The sequence below is a fragment of the Nocardia sp. NPDC051900 genome (genome assembly GCF_044452545.1).
GTDB classification, from domain to species: domain Bacteria; phylum Actinomycetota; class Actinomycetes; order Mycobacteriales; family Mycobacteriaceae; genus Nocardia; species Nocardia sichangensis.
In genome coordinates this window covers 23,608-44,735 of the sequence record NZ_JBITBU010000014.1, presented here as the reverse complement: position 1 = coordinate 44,735, position 21,128 = coordinate 23,608, and the positions used below count along the sequence as shown (strand labels likewise).

Sequence of the window (21,128 nt, the reverse complement as noted above, 5' to 3'; positions counted from 1 at the left end):
CTCGCCAAGCGATTCGGCCGTGCCGATTCCGGCCGAGGCGATTCCGGCCGAAGCGGCGATCGGCGTGCTCGGCAGCCGAAACCCCGTGGCCGAGGAGGGTTCGCCCGGGGGACTTGGCACGGCAGAGCGTTTCGACGTTCCGGCTGGTCACAGCCGATATCGGGGGTGCGGTCACCGGGACCCCGACGGCGAGCGCAGGGTTGCGGAAGCACCGCGCCGCTTCCGGCTTCCTCACCCCACCGGGTCAGCGATCAATATGCCTGGTCGGCTCCGGCCGCGCGCGGGCGTACTCGATTTACCGCGATCGATCCGGCTGTGCCGTGAGTGGCCCGCTCAGCCCGAGACGGCCCGCAGTCCGCCCGGGCGGCGTCCGGCGAGTGCGTCGAGGGCCGCGGCGGTGGCGTCGTCGGCCGGTAGATAGACGATCACCCGCTGGTCGTCGTCGGCGGAGAGCTCCAGGAACTCGTAGGCCAGGCGCAGCGACCCGGCTTCTGGGTGGGCGAGACGGGTTATGCCGGTGGCGGCGGCCAAGCTCGGCACGGTGTCGACCCGGTCGGCGAACGCCGGGCCCACGGTGACGGTGAGCTCGTCGGCGAGCGCGGCGATGTGCGAGTCGGCGCGAAACGGGCCCTGCTTCAACATGGCGACCGTCTCGTCGGCGACGTGCTCCCAGTCCGCGTAGACATCGCGGGATCCGGGGACGCAGAAGACAAAACGTGCCAGGTTGGGTGGGGTATGCGGCCCGTCGAAGAGTCCGGTCGGCGCCATCAGCCGGTGGTAGGCGTCGGTGTAGGCGAGAACCTCGGTGAGGCGGTTGACCACCACGGCGGGCGTCGGCTCGAGCCGATCCAGGATCGTGCGCACCGTCGGCCGCACCTCGCGCAGCGGCTGCGCGTCCCCCATGCAGGTGAAGCCGCTGTCCACCGACTTGGTCAACCGGTGCAGGTGCACGCGTTCGGCGGGGCTCAAACGCAACGCGTCCGCCAACGCGGAAAGCACCGGAGGGGAGGGACGCCGGTCGCGCCCCTGCTCCAGGCGCGTGACGTACTCCACGCTCACACCGGCCAAGGTGGCCAGTTCGGCGCGGCGCAACCCAGGGGTGCGCCGCCGCGCACCGGTGGGCAGGCCGACTTGGGCGGGCGTCACCGCCTCGCGGCGGGTGCGCAGGAACAGCCCCAGCTCGTTGTCGCTCACCTGTCGAACCTAACAAGGCGAAACGCTCGGAGGGTGTCCCTGCCACTACCACTCTTACGGCGGTCTCCCTGTTCCCCGCGCCCGGCAGCAGATTGAGTGGGCGGCCCGGCCGGGCCGTTCTGTGATCCGAGGAGGAAACAGCATGTCCAACGCCCCACTGAAGCTCGCGGTGATCATCGGCAGCGTCCGCGAGGGACGTTTCGGGCCGGTCGTGGCGACATGGTTCACCGAGCAGGCGCGGCGGCACGGTTCGTTCGACGTGGACGTCATCGACTTGGCCGAGGCGGACATCCCCTGGGAACTGCCCGCGGTGCCGCCTGCGATGGATCCGGACCCGCAGCGACCCGAAGGGATGACCGACCTCACGCGCAGGCTCACGGCGGCCGACGCCTTCGTCATCGTCACGCCCGACTACAACCGCAGCATCCCCGCGTCCCTGAAGGCCGTCATCGACTGGCACTTCACCCAGTGGAACGCGAAAGCGATCGGTTTCGTCGGCTACAGCGGGGCGTCCGGCGGCCTCCTCGCCATCGAGCACCTGCGGCAGATCTTCAACGAGCTCAACGCGCACACTGTGCGCAACTACGTGTCGTTCCCGCGCTACTACCTGCTCTTCGACGACGAGGGCAAGCCGAGGGAGCCGCGGGAGCCCGCGGCCGCCGCGACGGCGATGCTGGATCAGTTGCACTGGTGGGCGAGCGCGTTGACGGCGGCGCGATCCCTGGAACCCGTGGGGTGAGCGCCGGGCCGATAGGGTGCGGGGCGTGGCTGTGTACTCCTCCGACCTCGAACTCGCCCTGCGGCTGGCCGATACCGCCGACGAGATCACGCGGGCTCGCTTCGGTGCGCTCGATTTGAAGGTCGACGCGAAGCCGGACCTGACGCCGGTGTCGGATGCCGATCTGGCCGTCGAGCAGGCGATCCGGCAGGTGTTGTCCGAGGCGCGGCCGGACGACGCGGTGCTGGGTGAGGAATTCGGTGGCGCCGCCGAATTCAGCGGGAGGCAATGGGTGGTCGACCCGATCGACGGCACGAAGAACTTCGTGCGCGGAGTGCCCATCTGGGCGACGCTGATCGCTCTGCTGGAAAACGGTGAGCCGGTCGTGGGCGTGGTGAGCGCGCCCGCTCTGGCACGGCGCTGGTGGGCAGCGGCGGGATCGGGGGCATGGTCGAGTTTCGAAGGGCGTGCGGCTCGAGCGATCTCGGTTTCCGCCGTGGGTGAGCTGGGTTCGGCCAGCCTGGCATTGTCCAGTCTGTCCGGCTGGCGCGACCGCGGCCTGCGCGAGCAGTTCATCACCCTGACCGACGATGTGTGGCGTGTGCGCGGTTACGGCGATTTCTTCAATTACTGCCTGCTCGCCGAGGGCGCCGTCGACATCGCCACCGAACCGGAGGTCTCCCTGTGGGACCTGGCCGCGCTGGACATCCTCGTCCGCGAAGCGGGCGGGCGTTTCTCCTCGCTGAACGGTGCACCCGGCCCGCACGGTGGCGACGCCATCGCCACCAACGGCCTGCTGCACGATGAGGTCCTCGACCGCCTGCGCGGCTGACCGCACTCGCGATGTTCGGAGCTAGCCGGCCCGCCACGGGGTCGCCGGCGTGAGGTCGATCCCCGCCGGAGGACGCAGGCGGCGCAGCGTGCCGTCCATGCTGGTGACGAACAGCGCCCAGGAGTCCCCGTCACGGTCGATGCGCACCGACGTGGCGCCGTCCGGTGGGTTGCGCACCGGAGCGGGTTTGATCAGGCCCGTGATGATCGCGCACGTTGCGCCGGTCGCCGTATCCACCCGATAGACGGCGCCGAGTATGTGATCGGCCACGAACAGCGCCCCCGCCTTGGTGGCTTCCATATCGTCGGGCAGAGCTACCAGGTCCGGGATACCGGAGACGGTGGTGGGATGAGCCGGATCGTCCAGCCGGACGCGGAGGATCTGCAACGTCATGGTGTCGACGTAGACCGATTCGCCGTCCGCGGCCAGCGCGAGGCCGTTGGCGGGCGGCAGCACCGACCAATCCCGTTCGTACTCGCTGGTCGCCGGCCAGTAGCGGGAGATTCCGTTCGACCCGCCGAGGCCGATCGTGGTGAACAGCAGGCTGCCATCGGGCAGCAACAGCAGGCCGTTGGGCCCGTTCAGCCCGGTGAGCAGAACCTGCACGGCGCCGGTCTCGGTGTCGTAGCGCTGGAGTGTGCCCGGCGGTTCGCTGAGCCCGTCTCCGGTGAGGAAGTAGACGTAGCGTCCGGCGACGCGCACGCCCGCCGGGCGGTACAGGTCCGTGACCAGCTTCTCCAATCGTCCGGCCCGGTCGACGTGCGCCAAATAGCCATCCATCAGACCGGTGACGTAGAAGCCGCCCCGCCCGTCGGAATCGAGATTCTCCAGATTGCCGACCCCTTCGACCACCGTCGTGGTGTCCCAGCCGTCCGAGCACCTGGCGGGGAATGTCTCCGCCCGCGCCGTCGGTATCGCCGCGGTGACTCCGGCAGTCACCGCGACGGCGCTCAGCACCGCGGCGCACGCCCGAATCCCTATCCGTTTTGCCATGAGCGACAACATAACAGCGCCGGATCACGCGAGCAGGCCGGCGAACTTCGCTCGAGTGGAGAAAACGCGAGGTCGGCGCGCTGTGACGGACAGCGAGGGTCTCGGTTGTCCACATGTGGACAACTCGGCGGCCCAACAGGGCGAACGCCGAACGGTGCGGGTACCGCCCCGCCCGTGCGCTCGTAGGATGGGCCGGGTGACTCCCCCCGATGATTTCGCTGCGGTAGCGACCGAAGCCGCGTCCGGATCGGACGCCGGATCCCTTGCGGCGCAAGAGGTTCTACGCCGAGTCTTCGGTTACGACAGCTTCCGCGGTGAGCAGCAGACGATCGTGCAGCGCGTGATCGACGGCGGCGACGCGCTCGTGCTCATGCCGACCGGCGGCGGCAAGTCGCTCTGCTATCAGATCCCCGCGCTGGTGCGTCCCGGCGTCGGTGTGGTGATCTCCCCGCTGATCGCCCTCATGCAGGACCAGGTGGACGCGCTCAGTGCGCTCGGCGTGCGCGCGGGCTTCCTCAACTCCACCCAGTACCCCGACGAGCGCCGGGCTGTCGAAGCGCAATTCGTCGCCGGCGAACTCGATCTGCTGTACCTGGCCCCGGAACGGTTGCGCCTCGACTCCACCGCGCAGCTGCTCGATCGCGGCAAGGTCGCGCTGTTCGCCATCGACGAGGCGCACTGCGTCTCCCAGTGGGGTCACGACTTCCGGCCCGACTACCTGGGCCTTTCGCTGCTGCACGAGCGCTGGCCGGACGTACCGCGGATCGCGCTGACCGCGACCGCCACCGAGAAGACCCGTGACGAGATCATCCAGCGCCTCGACCTCGGCGCCGCCCGCAGGTTCGTGTCCAGCTTCGACCGCCCCAATATCCAGTACCGGATCGAGCCGAAGAATCGTCCCGAGCGTCAGCTGCTGGAATTCATCCGCACCGAGCATGCCGGGGACGCGGGGATCGTCTACTGCCTGTCGCGCAACTCGGTGGAGAAGACCGCGGCGTTCCTCACCGAGAACGGCGTCACCGCCGTGCCCTACCACGCGGGCTTGGACAATCGCACCCGCGCGGAGAACCAGGCGCGTTTCCTGCGCGAAGACGGGTTGGTCGTCGTGGCGACCATCGCCTTCGGCATGGGCATCGACAAGCCCGACGTGCGCTTCGTCGCCCATCTCGACCTGCCGAAGTCGGTCGAGGGCTACTACCAGGAGACCGGGCGCGCGGGCCGCGACGGGCTGCCTTCTACCGCGTGGATGGTCTACGGCCTCAGCGACGTGGTGCAGCAGCGCAAATTGATCGACTCCTCCGAGGGCGACGCCGCCCACCGGCGCCAGCTCCAATTGCACCTGGACGCGATGCTCGCGCTGTGCGAGACGGTCGCCTGCCGGCGCACGCAGCTGCTCGCCTACTTCGGCGAGCCCGGTCTGCCTTGCGGCAACTGCGACACCTGCCTGTCGCCACCACAATCCTGGGACGGCACCGTGGCCGCGCAGAAGTTGCTGTCCACCGTGCTGCGGCTGAAGCGGGAACGCGGCCAGAGCTTCGGCGCGGGGCACATCGTGGACATCCTGCTCGGTAAGAAGAGTCCCAAAGTCCTGCAATACGACCACCACGAGTTGAAGGTCTTCGGGGTCGGCACCGACCTGCGTGACGTGGAGTGGCGTGGCGTGGTGCGGCAACTGCTCGCGCACGGGCTGCTGGCCGTTCACGGCGACTACGGCGTGCTGACGCTCACCGAGGCCAGCAGTGAGGTGCTGTTCGACGGACGACAGGTAGCGCTGCGCCGCGAGCCCGAACGCCAGGCCAAGCCCGCCCGGACCGCGAAGGCCGCCAAGGCGGCCTCCGTCGACCTGACGCCCACCGACCTGTCGCTGTTCGAGAAGTTGCGCGAATGGCGCGCGGCCACCGCGAAGGAACAGGGTGTTCCCGCCTATGTCGTCTTCCACGACGCCACGCTGCGCGAGATCGCGGCGCGCAAGCCCGCGAGCCTCGCCCAGCTCGGCGGCGTCAGCGGTGTCGGCGAGAACAAACTGGCGAAATACGGCGAACAGGTGCTCGAGGTGCTGGCCACCGGATGAACCGCTACCGTCACGCGGGTCACCGATGGGCGGGGACGGTTGCCGGGCAAGGCCGCCGAAAACTATGGAGGACAGCGTGAGCCGGAGCGAGACGATCGGGCGCAGGGCGTTTCTGGCCGGTGCGGCCACCCTCGCGGCCGGGACCACGTTGGTCGGGCGCACGCCGGCTCATGCGGTACCCGTCGCCGAGGGTGTCACCAAGTTCCCCTTCCCGGACGAGCGCCGGGTGCGGGTGCTGGTGACCGGCGACGCGGGCACCGGCACCCGCGCTCAGTGGGCGGTCGCCGACGCCATGCGGGCGCTGCACGGCCGCGAACCCGTCTCGCTGGCATTGGGTCTCGGCGACAACATCTACGAGCACGGGCCCGACGGTGCGGCCGACGTCCAGTTCGCCGACAAGTTCGAAAATCCCAATGCCGGACTGGATTTCCCCTGGTTGATGGTGCTGGGCAACCACGACAACAGCTCGGTTCTCGGCGGTGACGGCGGCTGGCTGCTGCGCGGCAACGCCGAGGTGGAGTACCACGCGAACTCCCGGCGCTGGTGGATGCCGAGCCGCTACTACTCGGTGCGGATTCCGGAGCGCAACCCCGTCGTCGAGTTCTTCGTCCTCGACGTCAACCCGCTGGCGGCCTACGTGCCGCCGGTCTTCTCGCCGTACTGGGCGGTCGACGGCCAGTTCATGAACGAGCAGCGCGACTGGCTCGATCGCGCCCTCGCCGACTCGCCCGCCACGTGGAAGATCGCCTGCACCCACCACCCGTATCTGAACAACGGCCCGCACGGGGACGCGGGCCGCTACGAGGGTCTGTCGCTGGAGCCGATCAACGGCGTGCACGTGAAACGCTTCTTCGAAGACCACGTGATCGGACGGTGTCAGTTCATCCTGTCCGGGCACGACCACTCGCTACAGGTGCTCGAGCCCACGGTGGCGTCGAAGGGAACCAGGCAGGTCGTTTCCGGCGCGGCCGCGAAGACGGTCGGCGCGGAGCCGCGGCTCGCCGCGAGCGCGGGCCACGGCGCGCTGTACGAGAACTACCAGGAGCTGGGCTTCATGGTGCTCGAGCTCACCGAGGGCGGAGTCGACCTGGGCGTGCACACGGCCGACCTGGCGACCGGCGCGTCCGTCGAGGTGTTCCGGCGGCGTCTGGCCTGAGTTCCAACTATGTTGCGGCGTGCGAGAATTGCGGCGCGCCGCTCGCTCGGCGGCTACCGTTCTGGCTATGGCACCGGGTGATGGTTCCAGTGACGCGGGCGATGACATTTCCATCAGCTCGGTGGGGGGTGAGACGCCGGACACGCCGCCGTATGTGCGCGGCCGGACCGATCCGGCGGTCGAGAACGTATGGTTGCGCCGCAGTCCGCCGCCGCCGCGCCCTGGCGTACCGCGGATGTCGACGGTGGCGCTGCTCGTCGCGTTCCTCGCCGTGCTCACGCTCTACGTGGTGCTGCATCAGGGCGGTTAGCGCGTCCGCGACCTGCGGGAATAATCCGGTTGCCGGGTCACTTAAAGTGGACCGTTATGAAGGAGAAGGGGCGCAAGGTCATCGCGACCAACCGCCGGGCGCGGCACAACTACACGATCCTGGACGTCTACGAGGCCGGGATCGCGCTGGTCGGCACCGAGGTGAAGAGCCTGCGTGAGGGCAAGGCTTCACTGGTGGACGCCTTCGCGACGGTGGACAACGGCGAGGTGTGGCTGCGTGGGCTGCACATCCCCGAGTTCAGCCACGGCACCTGGACGAACCACGCGCCGCGCCGGGTGCGCAAGCTGCTGCTGCACAAGCGGGAGATCGAGCGGCTGGTCGGTAAGTCGCGGGAGGGCAACCAGACGCTGGTGCCGCTGTCGATGTATTTCTCCGACGGCAAGGTGAAGGTCGAGCTGGCGCTGGCCAAGGGCAAGCAGGACTACGACAAGCGGCAGGACCTGGCCCGGCGCACCGCCGAGCGAGAGGTCACCCGTGAACTCGGACGGCGGGTCAAAGGCATGAGGTGACCGCCGTCCTGCTCGCGCTGGCGGCCGCGGTGGGCTACGGCGTGAGCGATTTCTACGGCGGTGTGGCGTCGCGGCGGGTGACCGCGCTGCGTGTGGTCATCTATTCCTATCCGTTCTCGGTGCTGCTGGTCCTCGTAGCGCTCCCGTTCGTGCCCGGGAGCCCGGACGCGGCGTCGTTGTGGTGGGGCGCGGCGGCGGGCCTTGCGAGCGGCGTCGCGGTGTGGTGGTTCTATGCCGCGCTGGCCGACGGTCCGATGGCGGTTGTGTCACCGCTGACGGCGGTGCTGGTCGCGGGCATTCCGGTACTCGCCGGTCTGGCGACCGGCGAGCGTCCAGGCCCGCTCGCCTTCGCCGGCATCATATTCGCCCTGGTCGCCGTGCTCTTGGTGAGCCGGGAGTCGCCGGACGACGTGACCGAGGAGATCACCGGCGGCCGCGAACTACGGTTCACCCGCAAGGTCGCCGCGCTGACCATCGGGTCCGGCGCCGCGTACGGTCTTGCCTTCGTGTTCTTCCATGAGACCTCCGCGGACTCCGGACTGTGGCCCCTGCTCATGCAGCGGATCGCCGCCACCGCGGTGGTCTGGCTGACGGCGCTGGCCGCGAGGGACTTCGGGCGGTTACGCGGCGAACCGCTGCGGCTGGCCTGCTATATCAGCGTGCTGGACGTGATCAGCAACGCGGCGCTGCTGTACGCCTTCCACGGATCGCTGTTGTCGCTGGTGAGCGTGATCGGCTCGCTGTATCCGGCGGTGACCGTGCTGCTGGCGATGGTTCTGCTCGGCGAACGGGTGCACCGGCAGCAGCTGATCGGTTTGATCCTCGCGCTGGCCGCGGTCGCGCTCATCGCCGCGGCCTGAAGGTCACGCGCCCGCTCGGACGCGATGCGGGCCGGGCACTCGGTGACGGGTCCGCCGCCCGAGCGCCGAAGACGCGGCCCGAGTGCGCAAACCGAGCGCGCACCCGGGCCGGGGTGTCATCGACGCACGCCGATCGCGCGGATCACCGCGTGCACGGTTCGTGGATCGATATCCGCTTCAGCGTGGGACTGCGATAGTCGGCCACCACGGTGCGCGACCCGAGCGCCGTGGACGGGTCGGGCACGTTGACCACCGCGCGCTGCGCCGCGACATCGGGTTCGTCACGCCCGTAGGTCTGCGGCGCCGCCATTCCCTCGGAGTCGACCGTGAGCCCGGCGAGGGCCTTGCGCAGGGTCGGCCGGTTCATGCCGCCGGTCTCGGCGGCCTTGGTGAGCAGCGCCTTCAGCGGATATGAGATAGCCCAGCCCAGGTTGTAGCCGAAGTTCGTCGGTTCGCTCGGCGCGGCGTTCCTGGCGCGCTGGGCTCCGGTGCTCGCGCCGTCCCAGCCGTCGAACGGAGAGGTGTAGTTGTACAGCGCCGTGAGCGCGGGTGCGGCCGGTGTCTTGAGCAGCGCGCTGTTCCAGGTCGGGGTGGACCCGAGGAATCGGCCCGTGTAACCGGATTTCGCCAGCTTGCCGACGATTTCGGCGGTTTCGGCCGGGCCGGTGGCCAAGAGGACCACATCCGGCGGGTCGGCCAACAGTTCGGCGACCGGGTAGTCCTGTGTGCCGACTTCGGTGTTGGGTCCGGTGTCGATCCGCTCGGTGATCGTCGCGCCGTTGTCCAATGCCCACTTCAGCGCCCCGCTGGCGTAGTCGCCGCCGTAGTTGCCGCGGTAGGCGACCACGCCGAGCGTGCGTGGCTGATAGAAGTTCTGCGCGAACCAATCCAGGCCGAGCACGGCTTCCGTGCAGTACGAGAAACCGTCGTCGAGCACCAGATCGCGGTCGGTGTCGCGGTACTGCCAACCCGACCAGAGTGTGCCGGCCCCGGTCACCAGGTCCGCCTCGTCCATCTCGTGCAGCACGGCGAGCGTCTGCGCGGTCCCGAAACTCATCGCGAGCGCCAGCACATGCGGCGCAATGTTCTCGAATTCCGTGACGTGCCTGCGCGGATCGTAGGCCGTGTCGCGCGTGTAGGTGGTGATGTCGATCTCGTAGCCGCCGATGCCGCCCTGCTTGTTCACCTCGTTCCAGAACGCGACTTGCCCGTCCTGCAAGGACTTTCCGAGCGGAGCGAAGGGGCCGTTGTTCAGGTCCGACAGAACGCCGAGATAGATACAGCCGTTGTCACGCTGGATCGCGTGGGGGCAGGCTTCGCGGGTGACGCCGGGTGCGGCGGCGGGCGACGAGGCCGAACAGCCGCCGGTCAGGACGAGCCCGAGCGTGAGGGGAGCGGCCACGAGACGAAGTAGCCGACGAAAAGTATGAGGAAAAGGCATTTTCTTGCTCGCTTACGGCTGCACGCAGGGCTCGTTGAGGGTGATGCGGTCCTGAGTCGGGCCGTGATAGTCGGTCGCCAGGGTCCTCGCGCCCAGCGGCGCGGTCTGATCAGGCGCTTCGATCACGGCGCGCTGCCGGGTGAGGTCCGGCTTGACCGCGCCGTAGGTGTGTTCCGGGATCGCGCCCTCGTAGTCGACGCGCAGGCCGTGCACGGCTTGACGGACACCCTTGCGGGTCAGCTTGCCTTCGTTGACCGCCCGGGTGAGCAGCGCCTTCATCGGATAGGAGAACATCCAGCCCGCGCTGTAACCCCAGGTGGAGGGTTCTCGGGTCGCCGAGGCCCTGGCCTTCTTGGCGCCCGCGCTGGTTCCGTCCCAGCCGTCCAGGGGTGAGGTCATGTTGTAGCGAGAGGTGATCGCCGAGGCCGCAGGGCTTTTCAGCAGGCCGCCGTTCCACGTCGGGCCGGAGCCGAGGAACCTGCCAGGGAAACCGGCCAGTGCCGCCTTTCCCATGATCTCGCCCGCTTCCGCGGGCCCCGTGGCCAGGAGCACGAGATCCGCTCTGGTATTGAGGATTTTCGCGACCGCCGCGTCTTGGTTGCCGATCTGGGTGTTCGGCTCGGTGTCTATCTGCGCCACCAGGTCGACCCGATTGGCCGACGCCCATTTCTTGGCGCCGGTGGCGTAGTCGCCGCCGTAGTCGCCCTGGTAGCTGACGGTGGCGATCGAACTCGGCTTGGCTTCGTGCTCGGCGATCCAGTCGAGGGCGATGATCGCCTCGGAGCAGTAGGAGTAGCCGGACTCCAGCAGCAGACCCTTGTCGCTGTTCTCGAATTGCCAACCCGACCACAGGGTTCCGGCAATGGCGACCATGTTCGCCGCGTCCATCTCGGGAAGTACCTTCTGCGTCTGCACCGTGCCCAAACTCATCGAGAGCGCGAGGACATGCGGCTCGATCCGCCGGTAGGCCTCGGCATGTTTCTGCAGATCGTAGTTCGTATCCTCGGTGTACGTGGCGATGTCCACCTCGTACTTGCCGCCGATCCCGCCCGCTTCGTTCACCGCCTTCCAGAACGCCAACTGGCCGTTGTTGATGTCCTTGCCCAGCGCGGCGAACGGCCCACTCGTCAGGTCGGACAGCACGCCGAGATAGATACACCCTTTGCGGGAGTCGACCGCGTTCGGACACGGGTCGGCGGTGACTCCGGGTTCGATGGCTCCGGTCGACTCGCCACGCAGGACGGAACATCCGGTCAGGACGAGCCCGGCGATGACGGTGAGGGCGGACAGGCGCAGCAACCTGTCCCGAATGGTGCGAACTGCCAAAGTGTTTCCTTAGTCTGAAATCGAGATCCGCTGCTCAGAGCCGATCGTACGGCTCGTGCAGTGTAAGTCGGGTTCGTCGTCGGACCTCGAGAATCGACTACCAGCATCCGGGAAGGGCGAGGCGAGGTGCTCGCCGGAGCGGGTGACTCGAGATCCGGTCGCGGGGCGCTCGGCGCATATGCTCGCGGCGCGCCCTCGTGGGTCGGCGTCCACCTCCGGGCCGCGTCCGTAGATCGCCTTCGGGTGTGGCGACCGCCACCGCCGGATATCGGGATGATCCGCGCTTTCCCCGGTGTTAACATGAACAGCCCGGCAAGGTGCTGGGGCGTACGGGGCTGAACGGTTTCGACTGCGTACGTAGATTTAGGGGAAGCGTGTCGGTGCAGGCAAGAGACCACCGTAAGCGTCGTTGCAACCAATTAAGCGCCGATTCCAATCAGCGCGAGTACGCTCTCGCTGCCTGATCAGCAGAGCGTCTCTGTCGGCCCGGGGCATGCCCTCGGCTCCGGTGCCGGCATCAGCTAGAGGGCTAACCGTCCTACTCGGTCGCGGAGTAGGGCGGGACATCGAACAGCGGCTGGGATCGTCATCCGGGCTTGTTCGCGGGACCCGGAGATCCGAGTAGAGACACAGCGAACTGCACACGGAGAAGCCCTGAAGACGCGGCGGAGGACCCGGGTTCGATTCCCGGCAGCTCCACGATAAGGCCCCTCACTTGCACCGCAGGTGAGGGGCCTTTTTCATGCCGCTACGCTGGTGTCTTCCGGGGCCGTGCCCACAATTTGCCCACACTTCTGGGCGGCAGCGCGTAGACCTTCGCTCATCCGATCGGCCACGTCGTCGAGATCGTCCTCGAACAGGTGCCCGTGCTGTCGAGCGTCATCGTGGCTGTCTTGTGCCCGAGCTGCCGTTGCACCGTCTTCACGTGCGCGCCGCTGGCGATCATCAGCGACGCGGCGGTGTGCCTGAGCTGATGCGCAGTCACTCGGGGGAACGTCGCCGGGCCGGTCGGGTTGCCGTCGTCGTCGTGCGGTATCGCTGTCGCAGCCGATCGCAACGCGGCCGCAGCTCACTTGCAAGTCGGGTGGGACGCTGCACACCGGCTTCATCCTGATCCATCTACGGCATACCGGGAAGCAGTTCTTGCTGTCGAGGCAGCCGCGATTCCGGTGGTCGTGCCCCATCAGGCGGGTGCGACGTTGGGGCATGTACTTGGTCAGCTCGATCGGCAGGGGCATCTGTATCGGATCGGCATCAACGACAGGTCTGGTGTGTCAGTGCCGGCATCTGCAGTAGTCGCGATGATTCGGCTGTTGTGGGAAGGGCACACAGATCGGCACGAAGGCGTGACACGCGCGGTTCCGATCACGCCGGAGGCTGCCGAGATGGCATCCATGCTCGCTGTGACTCTCGTTCAGTGGTTTACGACTGGAGCAATCCAGCGCCGCTGAAGCTCGGATGCAGCCGGGTTCAGGCTGCGTCGGTGTGGTGGCTGGTGAAGTTGACTCGGGTGTCGTCGGCGTCGAGGGCAATGTTGAGGGTGGCGTCGAGGGCGTCGGCGAGTTTGGCGAGGAGGGGGAGGGTTGGCACGGTGTCGGAGCCCTCGATGCGGGAGATTTTTGCTTGGGTGAGGCCTGCGCGTTCGGCGAGGTCGACTTGTGTGAGCCCCAGTTCAGTCCGGCGGTCATAGACGGCTTTGGCCAGTGCCATGGAGAGGCGGATTTCGCGGCGGGCGTCGGTGACGTCGGCGGGTTCGGTGTGGCCCTCGGCGAGCTTGCGTTCTCGGAGGGTCTTCCAGCGTGCGTGGCTCATCGGTCCAGTTCTCCTCTCTCTACTGTGCGGATGAATTCTTGGTGCGCGGGTTCGTGTTCTGCGTGGCAGGTCTGTTGGGCGAGCTTCGCGCGTTTGACCTCGGTATCTTCTCGCATCCGGGTCTTGCGGAACACAGTCAGTAGGATCGCTCGCCGCCCTGGAGCAAGCCAGTAGGTGATACGGATTGCAGCTCCATCCAGCGTCGGACGCAGTTCTCGGACCCCGTCGCCAAGGTGTCGCGCGAGGGTTCGCCAAGCGACTCTGCTTGCTCGGCGAGCAGGCCAACGTATTCGTCGATCTTGAGGAAGTGCCTGGCTGGTAGTGCCTGCAGCCAGTCCCGCACCTCGGGTTCGATCTCGATAGTGAACAGTTTGCCCACGATGAACACTGTATATGTCGCTGACGACATGCGACAAGGTGTTGGCCTGCTCGAACGGACGCGTTCTCGCCTTCGCCACTTCGCGGTGCTCGCACATCGCTTCACCTTCTGGCGTAAGTCGCGGCCGTTGGGCGGCGGCATCGTGCTGCGGGGGCGCGGGGACCGTTTTCGGTGCATGGGCGGGATGTGGGAGCTGCCGAACGGGGTAATTCGGGCGAATCGGTCGGATTCTGTTTGGTTGCTGAGTGCGGTGGAATCTCTCGGGTAATGTCCATTGACCAGGGAAAATGGGGTGTTTGCCCCCCGGTATCTGGATGGCTGCCATGAGGCTCGAGATCGAGATGCGGTGCTACTCCCCCCGGGGCGGTTGCGGGGGGTCGACATGACCGCGGATGTCGCGGGCAACGGCATGCGGTCGATTCTGCGTGCCGCCTGTGTGAGCGTCGGTATCGATGCGAGCGATGCCGAGCCCGTGGGCGCGCAGGGGGTCTATCGGTTGCGCGACGGAATCGTCGTGCGGATCGGCGGGCGGGAACAGAAGCTGGCGACTTCGCGGGAAGTCGCCGTGTCTCGATGGCTGGAGACCTGTGGAGTGTCGGCGACGCGGGTCGTCCCGGATATCCCGCAGCCGGTCGTGGTCGACGGCAGACCGGTGACTTTCTGGCAGGAGTTGCCGCCGCATCACTCCGGCACGCCCGGCGAGGTCGGCAAGGCGCTGGGAGAGTTGCATCGGCTGCCGCTGCCCGGTTTCGAGCTGCGCCGGATGGCGCCCCTGGCTCGGGTGGAGGAGGACATCGCCGCCGCCCAGACGGTGACCGAGGACGACCGGCGCTGGTTGTGCAAACATCTGGACGAGTTGCGCGGCCGCTGGAAGGCGCTGCCGCGGGGTCTGCCGTGGTCGGTGGTGCGGGGCTCGGGCGACGGCGTGGTGGTCGGTGACGACGGCGACGCGATCCTGGTCGGATTGGAACGGGCTGTGATCGGCCCGCCGGAGTGGGACCTGGTGCACATGGCGATCGAGTGCTGGACCGCCAAAAAGATCACCGCCTCGGAGTACGCCGAGTTCTGTACCGGATACGGCCGGGATGTGATGCGGTGGGACGGCTTCTACCTGCTGCGCGACATCCAGGAGTTCCGGATCGCCTTGCAGTCGTTGCGGGCCGCCGCCGTCGACCCGAGCCAGCAGCGGTTGGCGCTGCGCCGCCTCGCTTACATCCGCGGTGACGAGGGCATGCGACCGTGGCCCGAGTGGGCGGACGCCGACTAGTCTGCCGCGACATTCCGGTGCGCCTGCCGGTACGACAGCGCGTCGTCCGCAGCAATCGCGAGAGCGGTCAGGGCTGCTTCGTATAGCGGTGGGCGGGAACCAGGACCGGATCGGTGGCGCCAGGAGCCGCGTGGGTGAAGACGCCTTCGCCGGTCCAGCAGCCCTGGTTCGTAGGGAAGGCGGCCGGCGCGGGTGTCGCCGACGCGCTCGGCCGCGGACTCGAACGAGTCGCGCGGACGCACGGCCGGGATGTCGGGGACGTTCCGATACGCGTCGCGCCAGCCGAGGTATCCCATCTCGGCGCCCGCCGAGGCGTCCTCGGGCCTGGCGCGGCGCCGGGGCACTGTCGGTCATCCGCCAGGGCGGTAGCGGCGAACGCGTCGGCGATCAGCCTTGCTGGGTCGGGACGACGACAATCTCGGCGATGTTGACGTGCCGGGGTACGTCGACGGCGTAGGCGATCGCGTCCGCGATATCGGCGGGTTCCAGGATCTCGATCGCCGTGCGCCACTGCGCCAGGCCGGAGCGCTGTTGCTCGTCCTGCATCCCGTCGCCGAGTTCGGTGCCGACGAAGCCAGGTTCGATGTTCTTGATCCGGACGCCGCGCGGCCCGAACTCGGCGCGCAGGTTGCGGGTCAGGTGTGCGACCGCCGCCTTGGTGGCGGTGTAGACGGCGTAGTTGGGGAAGACCGTGTGCCCGCCGATCGAGCCGACCAGCACCAGATCGGCGCGCTTTCCGTCGGTCGCGGCCGCGAGCAGGTCATCGATGAACGCCCGTCCGGTGTAGAGCAGCCCGGTGACGTTGGTGCCGACCATCTGGTCCCACTCGTCGGTGAGCGCGGACTCGAACGGCGCGGCGAGCATGACGCCCGCGTTCGCGACGACGAGGTCCACGGGCCCGAACGCCGCACGCACCGCGGCGGCGGCGTCGCGCACGGACTGCTGATCGCCGACGTCGGCGACGACCGCGAGGGCGTCCGCGCCGAGTTCGGCGGCGAGTTCTTCGATGCGATCCTTGCGCCTGCCCAGCAGGGCGACCTTGGCGCCGCTCCGCGCGAGCCGCCGTGCGGTGGCGGCGCCGATTCCACTCGATGCTCCGGTGACGACCGCGACGCGGCCGGTGAGGTTGTCGTTTGTCATGTCCACTACTTTCCGGCCCCTCGCGTGCGCCTGACAGGCTGCGGACTTCCTGGTAGTCGCGGGGCCACCCAGGAGCGGCGCCCCTGACCTACGCTCGGGTCATGGACTCCGACAATCGACTGGGCGCCTTCCTGCGCGCGCGCCGCGAATTGGTGCGACCGGAGGATTTCGGGTTGCCGGGCGGCGGCCAGCGGCGGGTCGCCGGTCTGCGCCGGGAGGAGATCGCGCTGCTCGCCGGGGTGAGCGCCGACTATTACGTGCGACTGGAGCAAGGGCGCGACCGGCATCCTTCCGAACAGGTCATCGCGTCGCTCGCGCGGGTGTTCGCGCTGGACGAGGAGGGCACGGCGCACCTGCGGGAACTGGCCAGGCCGACGGCCAGACGTCCAAGAGCCCCGCGGCGGCCCGAACGTGTGGCGCCCGGCTTGCTGCGCCTGATGAACGCGTGGCCGCACACGCCGGCGCTGGTGCTGGGCAGGTACCTGGACGTCCTGGCGGCAAATCCCTTGGCCGCGGCCGTCAACTCGTGTTCGGTTCCGGGAGTGAATCAGGTGCGCATGGTCTTCCTCGATCCGGAGGCGCGCGACGTCTACCTGGATTGGCCGACCATCGCGGCCGACACCGTCGCCAGCCTGCGGGCGACCGCGGGCGCGGACCTGGACGACCCGCGATTGACCGAGCTGGTCGGCGAGTTGTCGCTGAAGAGCGAGGAGTTCCGGCGGCTGTGGGCCCGCCATGACGTCCGGGCGAAGACCGGGGGCGTCAAGGAGTTTCGCAACCCCATGGTCGGGGACCTGACCTTGTCCTACGAGACGTTCAGCGTGAACGGCGCGCCGGGCCAGATACTCATCGCCTACCACGCGGAGCCGGGATCGCCCTCGGAGCGATCTCTGGCACTGCTCGGCAGTTTGATCGCCGACAACCCGGGGGCGGCAGATGATGCGCAGCGTCCCGCCGGTCGGCCGGACGTGACGCGGCAAGCGCGCTGAGCGGTCGGAGCCGTCAATCCTTCGCTTCGGTCCGCGTCGCCCCCGCCGACGCAGCCACCACACACGCGACGCCCGCCCACTGTCCGAGATTCATGATCTGACCGAGGACGACCAAACCCGCGATCGCCGCGACCGCTGGCTCCAGACTCATCAGCACACCGAAGACGCGGGGCGGGATCCGCCGCAGCGCTTCCAGCTCCACCGAATACGGAAGCACCGACGACAGCAACGCCACCGCGAATCCGGCGGCGAGCACGCCGGGCTGCAACAGCGCGGCGCCCGCGTCGATCACGCCGACCGGCAGCATGACCAGGCCGCCGAACGCCATGGCCAGTGCCAGACCGCCGCCGCCGCTGGTCTGTTCGCCGAGTGCGGCGCTCAGCAGGATGTAGCCTGCCCAGCACGCCGCCGCGGCCAGCGCGAACAGCACTCCGGCCCAGTTCACGTCGCCGTCGGCCCGGGTCAGCAGCAGCACTCCCGCCCCGGCGAGCATCGCCCACAGCGGGTCGATCCAGCGCCGCGATCCGGCCAGCGCGACGCTCAGCGGTCCGAGGAACTCGATGGTCACCGCCATGCCGAGCGGAATCCTATCGATCGCTTCGTAGAACGAGAGGTTCATCAGCGCGAGCACCGCGCCGTAGCCGAGGACGACCGGCAGCGCGCCGCGTGCCACCCGCAGCGACGAGCGCCAGATCACCAGCAGGACGATCCCGGCGAAGACCAGCCGCAGCGTGACCGCACCGGCCGCTCCGGTCGCCGCGAACAATTGCTTCGCCACCGCCGCGCCCACTTGCACGCTGACGATGCCCGCCAGCACCAGCGCCGTCGGCGGTACGCCACCGAGCCCCTGAGCGGCGACCGAACGCCGGACCGAGACCGTCCTCGCCCCGCGCGCCCTCCGCTCGAAGTCGATCGCCACCACGCCGCACCTCCGTTGTCTCGGGAAGACCTCCGGACACCCAACCACGCCGGGGCGACACGACCGTCAGGCGGTGCGGGCCCCACCGAGATTCCGCGGTTTGCCCCCCGTCGAAGCCGTGGGGGAGTGAGTATCTAGTTATCGCGCCGGTGCGCGGCCGGCGTCCGTTCGACGAAGAGCGACTCACGACCGATAGGACCACTCCGCATGCGAAAAGGAGTTGCCGCGATAGCGGCGGCGATCGGAACCGGCGCGGCAGTCGCGCTGGCTTGCCCACCCCTGGCCGGAGCCACGGTGACCCAGGTGGGGATGTATCCCGGCATCAATTTCGGCTTGGCGACGAACTACGGAACAGGCTGCACCTACACCGCGCGAGCGACGGTGACCGACATCGTCACACCGGTGACGTTCTACGACAACGGCATCCCGTTCGGCGTGGTCCGCCCGTCGGGCGGCGTCGCACTGATCGACTGGGTGCCCGCGACACCGGGGCCGCACACCGTCAGCGCGGTACAAGAGCCGTACGCACCGTATGTGGCGGGAATCGACCTGCGGGTCGGTGAAGGCGTCCACCTGGGGTACGCGTGCGTCGTCCTCGGCGGTTGACGGGTCCGCCGCGCCGGTAGTGTCGAAATCGGCGGTGCTGAGCTCGATCTTTTCGTCGGGAAAGGAAGTGAGCATGCGAAGCAACGGGCCGATCGTGGTCGGTGTGGACGGGTCCGCCGGATCGGCGGCGGCGGTCGCGTGGGGAGCGCAGTCGGCCGCGCAGCATCGGGCGCCACTGTGTCTGGTGCACGTGCTGGATCCGGTCGCCGACTACGGGCCCGGCGTCACCGAACCGCTCACCAGCACCGACTACGCCCGATTGGAGGGGCACGGTCGCTGGGTGCTGGACACCGCGACCGAGGAGGCGCTCATCGCGGTCCGGGCGTTGCACGACATCGAGATCACCACCGAGTTGGTGTACGAGCCGGTCGGTCCGGCGCTGCTGGATCGTACCCGCGGAGCGCGGATGATGGTGGTCGGAACCCGGGAACGCGGGACCGTCCGGCGCGCTCTGCTCGGCTCGGTGAGCGCGGCGCTGGCCCGCCGGGCGCGCTGCCCGCTGATCGTGGTCCGGGAGGGCGCGCCGCTCAGCCCGGAGGCCAGGAAGCAGCTGATCGTGGTCGGGGTGGACGGTACGGAGGTCAGTGAACCCGCCATCGAAGCGGCACTGCACGAGGCCTCGGCGCGGGATGTGCCGCTGCTGGCACTGCACGTGTGGACCGGCGTCGAATTGCCGTCGGCGAGGGCGGAGCTCGCGGGTGACACCGAAAAGCAGATCGTGCTCGCGGAGAGCCTCGCCGGATGGCAGGAGCGCTTTCCGGACGTCGAGATCCGCCGCGAGATCGTGACCGATCGGCCCGAGCGCTGTCTGCTCGAACGCTCCGAGCGAGCCCAGTTGCTCGTGGTCGGCAGCCGGGGCCGAGGTGGGTTCGCAGGCATGCTGCTCGGCTCGACCAGTCAGGCGCTGCTGCTGTCGGTGGCGTGCCCGATCATGATCGTCCGCGACCTGTCGATGGTGGTCCGCCACCTGCCCGACTGAGCGTTACGCTCCGGTCGTCGAACCCGGCCGGACGATCATCAGAACGGTGACCGCCGCCCACAGCAGGTTGAACACCCCGGTGTCCATGGCGAGACGGCGGATCAGCGTCGGTGTCGTCCCGGTGAGGTCGGCCAGGATCTTGTGCTGTCCCGGCAGCACGAGCAGTGCGAGCACACCCGCCGCGGCGGCCGTCAACCCGATCGACACCATCAGCCATGCGTCGCTGAGCACGCCGAGACTCAGCGCGGTGAGCAGACCGAAGGCCGGGACGAGCAGGCCGAGCAGTGCGTAGACCCGGCAGATGCGATGCCACGTGCCGAGGACGGCGGGGCTGTACTCGGCTCCGGATGGGGCGAGGGCGCGGCGGGTGGTGGCGGGAAACATGCTGGCAGCCACCGTCACGGGTCCGACGGCGATGATCACGGCGAGCACGTGGACCGAGAGCAGGAACTTCGTCACGGCGGTCGACACTAGTAAGCGCGGCGCGTACGAGAAATTGGCGAAAGTGCCATATAGCGATTGATTCTCGCCAATAGCCTTGAACTGCCCACTCCTCCCAGGGCGCACCAGATCGGCATTGGCTGAAATCGACCGGATAACTACGCTATTGCCATGCACACCGTGGTCGTACTCGCGCTGGACGGAGTGATCTCGTTCGATCTGGCCACGCCCGTGGAGGTGTTCGGGCGAACCTGCCTGCCCGACGGACGCCCCGCCTATCGCGTGCTGGTCTGCGCGCCCGCGCCGACGGTCGACGCGGGCGTGTTCACGCTGTGTGCGTCCCGAGGGCTCGACGCGCTGGCCGAGGCCGACACGATCGTGCTGCCCGGTTGCGCCGATCCGGGCCTGCCGGTGCCGGACGAGGTGATCGACGCGCTACGCCGGGCCGCCGCCGCGGGTACCCGTATCGCGTCGATCTGTTCCGGCGCCTTCATCTTGGCGGCGACCGGATTGCTGAACGGCCATCGCGCGACCACGCACTGGCTCGCCACCGCGGAACTAGCGGCCCGCTACCCGGAGATAGAGGTGGACCCCGGCGTGCTGTACGTGGACAACGGTTCGTTGCTCACCTCGGCGGGCGCCGCGGCCGGAATCGATCTGTGCCTGCACATGGTCCGCCGCGACTACGGCTCGGCGGTGGCGGCGGACGCGGCCAGGAAATCCGTCGTGCCGCTGGAGCGGGAAGGGGGACAGGCGCAGTTCATCGTGCACGACCAGCCACCGACGCCGCGCGGCTCGGTGCTGGAGCCGGTGCTGCGGTGGATCCAGGACAACTCCGCGCGCGACCTCTCCCTCGACGAGATCGCCGTACAAGCCGGAATGAGCACCCGCACGCTCAACCGGCGGTTTCGCGAGCACACCGGAACGACGCCCCTGCAATGGCTGTTGCGTGCGCGCATCCGGCAGGCGCAGCATCTGCTCGAAGTCACCAGTCACCCGGTGGACCGGATCGCGGGCCAGGTCGGTTTCGGGTCGCCTACCGCGTTCCGCGACCGCTTCAAGCGAGTGGTCGGGACGAGCCCGCACAACTACCGGGCAGCCTTTCACGCCGACCGATGAGTTCTCGCGCGTCACCCCGTCGGATCAAGCGACCGAGTTCGCAACA

At 68.5% G+C, this 21,128-nt stretch carries 24 protein-coding genes and 1 other RNA gene; 13 read left to right on the top strand and 12 right to left on the bottom strand.

The genetic code is table 11. The features are described from left to right. Positions 1-333 precede the first annotated feature (333 nt). Positions 334-1,194, bottom strand: coding sequence for a helix-turn-helix transcriptional regulator (locus tag ACIA5H_RS23610; protein ID WP_379253217.1), 861 nt, complete (start codon positions 1,192-1,194; stop codon positions 334-336). A gap of 142 nt (positions 1,195-1,336) precedes the next feature. Here ACIA5H_RS23610 and ACIA5H_RS23605 point away from each other — a divergent pair, with 142 nt between their 5' ends. Beyond that, positions 1,337-1,933, top strand: coding sequence for an NADPH-dependent FMN reductase (locus ACIA5H_RS23605; protein WP_397077359.1), 597 nt, complete (start codon positions 1,337-1,339; stop codon positions 1,931-1,933). Positions 1,934-1,958: 25 nt separating this feature from the next. After that, entirely contained in the window at positions 1,959-2,744 is a 786-nt protein-coding gene (gene hisN, locus ACIA5H_RS23600; RefSeq protein ID WP_379253219.1) for a histidinol-phosphatase, read from the top strand. Positions 2,745-2,765: 21 nt separating this feature from the next. Here hisN and ACIA5H_RS23595 read toward each other — a convergent pair whose 3' ends face one another. Beyond that, positions 2,766-3,737: a hypothetical protein gene (locus ACIA5H_RS23595; RefSeq protein WP_397077358.1), complete on the bottom strand. Its 972-nt coding sequence runs from the start codon at positions 3,735-3,737 to the stop codon at positions 2,766-2,768. A gap of 196 nt (positions 3,738-3,933) precedes the next feature. Here ACIA5H_RS23595 and recQ point away from each other — a divergent pair, with 196 nt between their 5' ends. From recQ to ACIA5H_RS23570, 5 genes are all read left to right on the top strand, one after another. Continuing rightward, positions 3,934-5,808, top strand: a complete 1,875-nt coding sequence (gene recQ / locus ACIA5H_RS23590; RefSeq protein WP_397077357.1) for a DNA helicase RecQ — start codon at positions 3,934-3,936, stop codon at positions 5,806-5,808. A gap of 76 nt (positions 5,809-5,884) precedes the next feature. After that, on the top strand, positions 5,885-6,964 hold the full coding sequence (locus ACIA5H_RS23585; RefSeq protein ID WP_397077356.1) for a metallophosphoesterase: 1,080 nt from the start codon (positions 5,885-5,887) through the stop codon (positions 6,962-6,964). Between the two features lie 67 nt (positions 6,965-7,031). Continuing rightward, on the top strand, positions 7,032-7,274 hold the full coding sequence (locus ACIA5H_RS23580) for a hypothetical protein (protein ID WP_356960909.1): 243 nt from the start codon (positions 7,032-7,034) through the stop codon (positions 7,272-7,274). A 56-nt stretch (positions 7,275-7,330) separates the two neighbouring features. Further along, complete coding sequence (smpB, locus tag ACIA5H_RS23575) at positions 7,331-7,804, top strand: SsrA-binding protein SmpB (RefSeq protein ID WP_174186417.1); 474 nt, start codon at positions 7,331-7,333, stop codon at positions 7,802-7,804. Continuing rightward, positions 7,801-8,664 (top strand): EamA family transporter, encoded by an 864-nt coding sequence (locus ACIA5H_RS23570; protein WP_397077355.1) that lies wholly within the window; start codon positions 7,801-7,803, stop codon positions 8,662-8,664. The genes smpB and ACIA5H_RS23570 overlap by 4 nt, the downstream gene beginning before the upstream one ends. A 142-nt stretch (positions 8,665-8,806) precedes the next feature. Here the strand turns inward: ACIA5H_RS23570 and ACIA5H_RS23565 are convergent, their stop codons facing one another. Then, the gene (locus ACIA5H_RS23565; RefSeq protein ID WP_397077354.1) at positions 8,807-10,066 is read right to left on the bottom strand and encodes an ABC transporter substrate-binding protein; all 1,260 of its coding nucleotides are present in this window, start codon (positions 10,064-10,066) and stop codon (positions 8,807-8,809) included. A 51-nt stretch (positions 10,067-10,117) separates the two neighbouring features. After that, the gene (locus ACIA5H_RS23560; RefSeq protein ID WP_379253224.1) at positions 10,118-11,431 is read right to left on the bottom strand and encodes an ABC transporter substrate-binding protein; all 1,314 of its coding nucleotides are present in this window, start codon (positions 11,429-11,431) and stop codon (positions 10,118-10,120) included. Between the two features lie 331 nt (positions 11,432-11,762). Here ACIA5H_RS23560 and ssrA point away from each other — a divergent pair. Beyond that, positions 11,763-12,133, top strand: a transfer-messenger RNA (tmRNA) gene (gene ssrA / locus ACIA5H_RS23555). 118 nt (positions 12,134-12,251) lie between these two features. Here ssrA and ACIA5H_RS23550 read toward each other — a convergent pair. The 4 genes from ACIA5H_RS23550 to ACIA5H_RS23535 all read right to left on the bottom strand — a co-directional run bounded on the left by ACIA5H_RS23550 (position 12,252) and on the right by ACIA5H_RS23535 (position 13,622). After that, complete coding sequence (locus ACIA5H_RS23550; RefSeq protein WP_379253225.1) at positions 12,252-12,416, bottom strand: tyrosine-type recombinase/integrase; 165 nt, start codon at positions 12,414-12,416, stop codon at positions 12,252-12,254. A gap of 485 nt (positions 12,417-12,901) precedes the next feature. Beyond that, a complete protein-coding gene (locus tag ACIA5H_RS23545) occupies positions 12,902-13,243 on the bottom strand; it encodes a helix-turn-helix domain-containing protein (protein ID WP_379253226.1) in 342 nt (113 codons plus the stop codon). Next, positions 13,240-13,443 carry a hypothetical protein gene (locus ACIA5H_RS23540; RefSeq protein ID WP_397077439.1) on the bottom strand — a complete coding sequence of 68 codons (204 nt, stop codon included), beginning with the start codon at positions 13,441-13,443 and terminating at the stop codon, positions 13,240-13,242. The genes ACIA5H_RS23545 and ACIA5H_RS23540 overlap by 4 nt, the downstream gene beginning before the upstream one ends. Continuing rightward, on the bottom strand, positions 13,380-13,622 hold the full coding sequence (locus ACIA5H_RS23535) for a hypothetical protein (RefSeq protein ID WP_397077449.1): 243 nt from the start codon (positions 13,620-13,622) through the stop codon (positions 13,380-13,382). The genes ACIA5H_RS23540 and ACIA5H_RS23535 overlap by 64 nt, the downstream gene beginning before the upstream one ends. 382 nt (positions 13,623-14,004) lie before the next feature. Here ACIA5H_RS23535 and ACIA5H_RS23530 point away from each other — a divergent pair, with 382 nt between their 5' ends. Beyond that, complete coding sequence (locus ACIA5H_RS23530) at positions 14,005-14,889, top strand: phosphotransferase (protein WP_397077353.1); 885 nt, start codon at positions 14,005-14,007, stop codon at positions 14,887-14,889. Here the strand turns inward: ACIA5H_RS23530 and ACIA5H_RS23525 are convergent. Next, entirely contained in the window at positions 14,886-15,233 is a 348-nt protein-coding gene (locus ACIA5H_RS23525) for a hypothetical protein (RefSeq protein ID WP_397077352.1), read from the bottom strand. The two genes, ACIA5H_RS23530 and ACIA5H_RS23525, sit on opposite strands and share 4 nt — an antisense overlap. 43 nt (positions 15,234-15,276) lie before the next feature. Continuing rightward, complete coding sequence (locus tag ACIA5H_RS23520; protein ID WP_397077351.1) at positions 15,277-16,029, bottom strand: SDR family oxidoreductase; 753 nt, start codon at positions 16,027-16,029, stop codon at positions 15,277-15,279. A gap of 101 nt (positions 16,030-16,130) precedes the next feature. Between ACIA5H_RS23520 and ACIA5H_RS23515 the strand changes: the two genes are divergently transcribed. Continuing rightward, a complete protein-coding gene (locus tag ACIA5H_RS23515) occupies positions 16,131-17,018 on the top strand; it encodes a helix-turn-helix transcriptional regulator (RefSeq protein ID WP_397077350.1) in 888 nt (295 codons plus the stop codon). Between the two features lie 13 nt (positions 17,019-17,031). Here the strand turns inward: ACIA5H_RS23515 and ACIA5H_RS23510 are convergent, their stop codons facing one another. Further along, the gene (locus tag ACIA5H_RS23510; RefSeq protein ID WP_364431646.1) at positions 17,032-17,937 is read right to left on the bottom strand and encodes an EamA family transporter; all 906 of its coding nucleotides are present in this window, start codon (positions 17,935-17,937) and stop codon (positions 17,032-17,034) included. 207 nt (positions 17,938-18,144) lie between these two features. Here ACIA5H_RS23510 and ACIA5H_RS23505 point away from each other — a divergent pair, with 207 nt between their 5' ends. Together ACIA5H_RS23505 and ACIA5H_RS23500 are read left to right on the top strand one after the other, a co-directional pair. Further along, positions 18,145-18,543 (top strand): hypothetical protein, encoded by a 399-nt coding sequence (locus ACIA5H_RS23505; RefSeq protein ID WP_355077854.1) that lies wholly within the window; start codon positions 18,145-18,147, stop codon positions 18,541-18,543. A gap of 73 nt (positions 18,544-18,616) precedes the next feature. Beyond that, positions 18,617-19,522, top strand: coding sequence for a universal stress protein (locus ACIA5H_RS23500; RefSeq protein ID WP_397077349.1), 906 nt, complete (start codon positions 18,617-18,619; stop codon positions 19,520-19,522). Between the two features lie 3 nt (positions 19,523-19,525). Here the strand turns inward: ACIA5H_RS23500 and ACIA5H_RS23495 are convergent, their stop codons facing one another. Beyond that, positions 19,526-19,981, bottom strand: a complete 456-nt coding sequence (locus tag ACIA5H_RS23495; RefSeq protein ID WP_397077348.1) for a hypothetical protein — start codon at positions 19,979-19,981, stop codon at positions 19,526-19,528. A gap of 153 nt (positions 19,982-20,134) precedes the next feature. On the opposite strand from ACIA5H_RS23495, the gene ACIA5H_RS23490 reads away from it, so the two are divergent. Next, a complete protein-coding gene (locus ACIA5H_RS23490) occupies positions 20,135-21,082 on the top strand; it encodes a GlxA family transcriptional regulator (RefSeq protein WP_379253231.1) in 948 nt (315 codons plus the stop codon). The last annotated feature ends 46 nt before the right edge of the window (positions 21,083-21,128 follow it).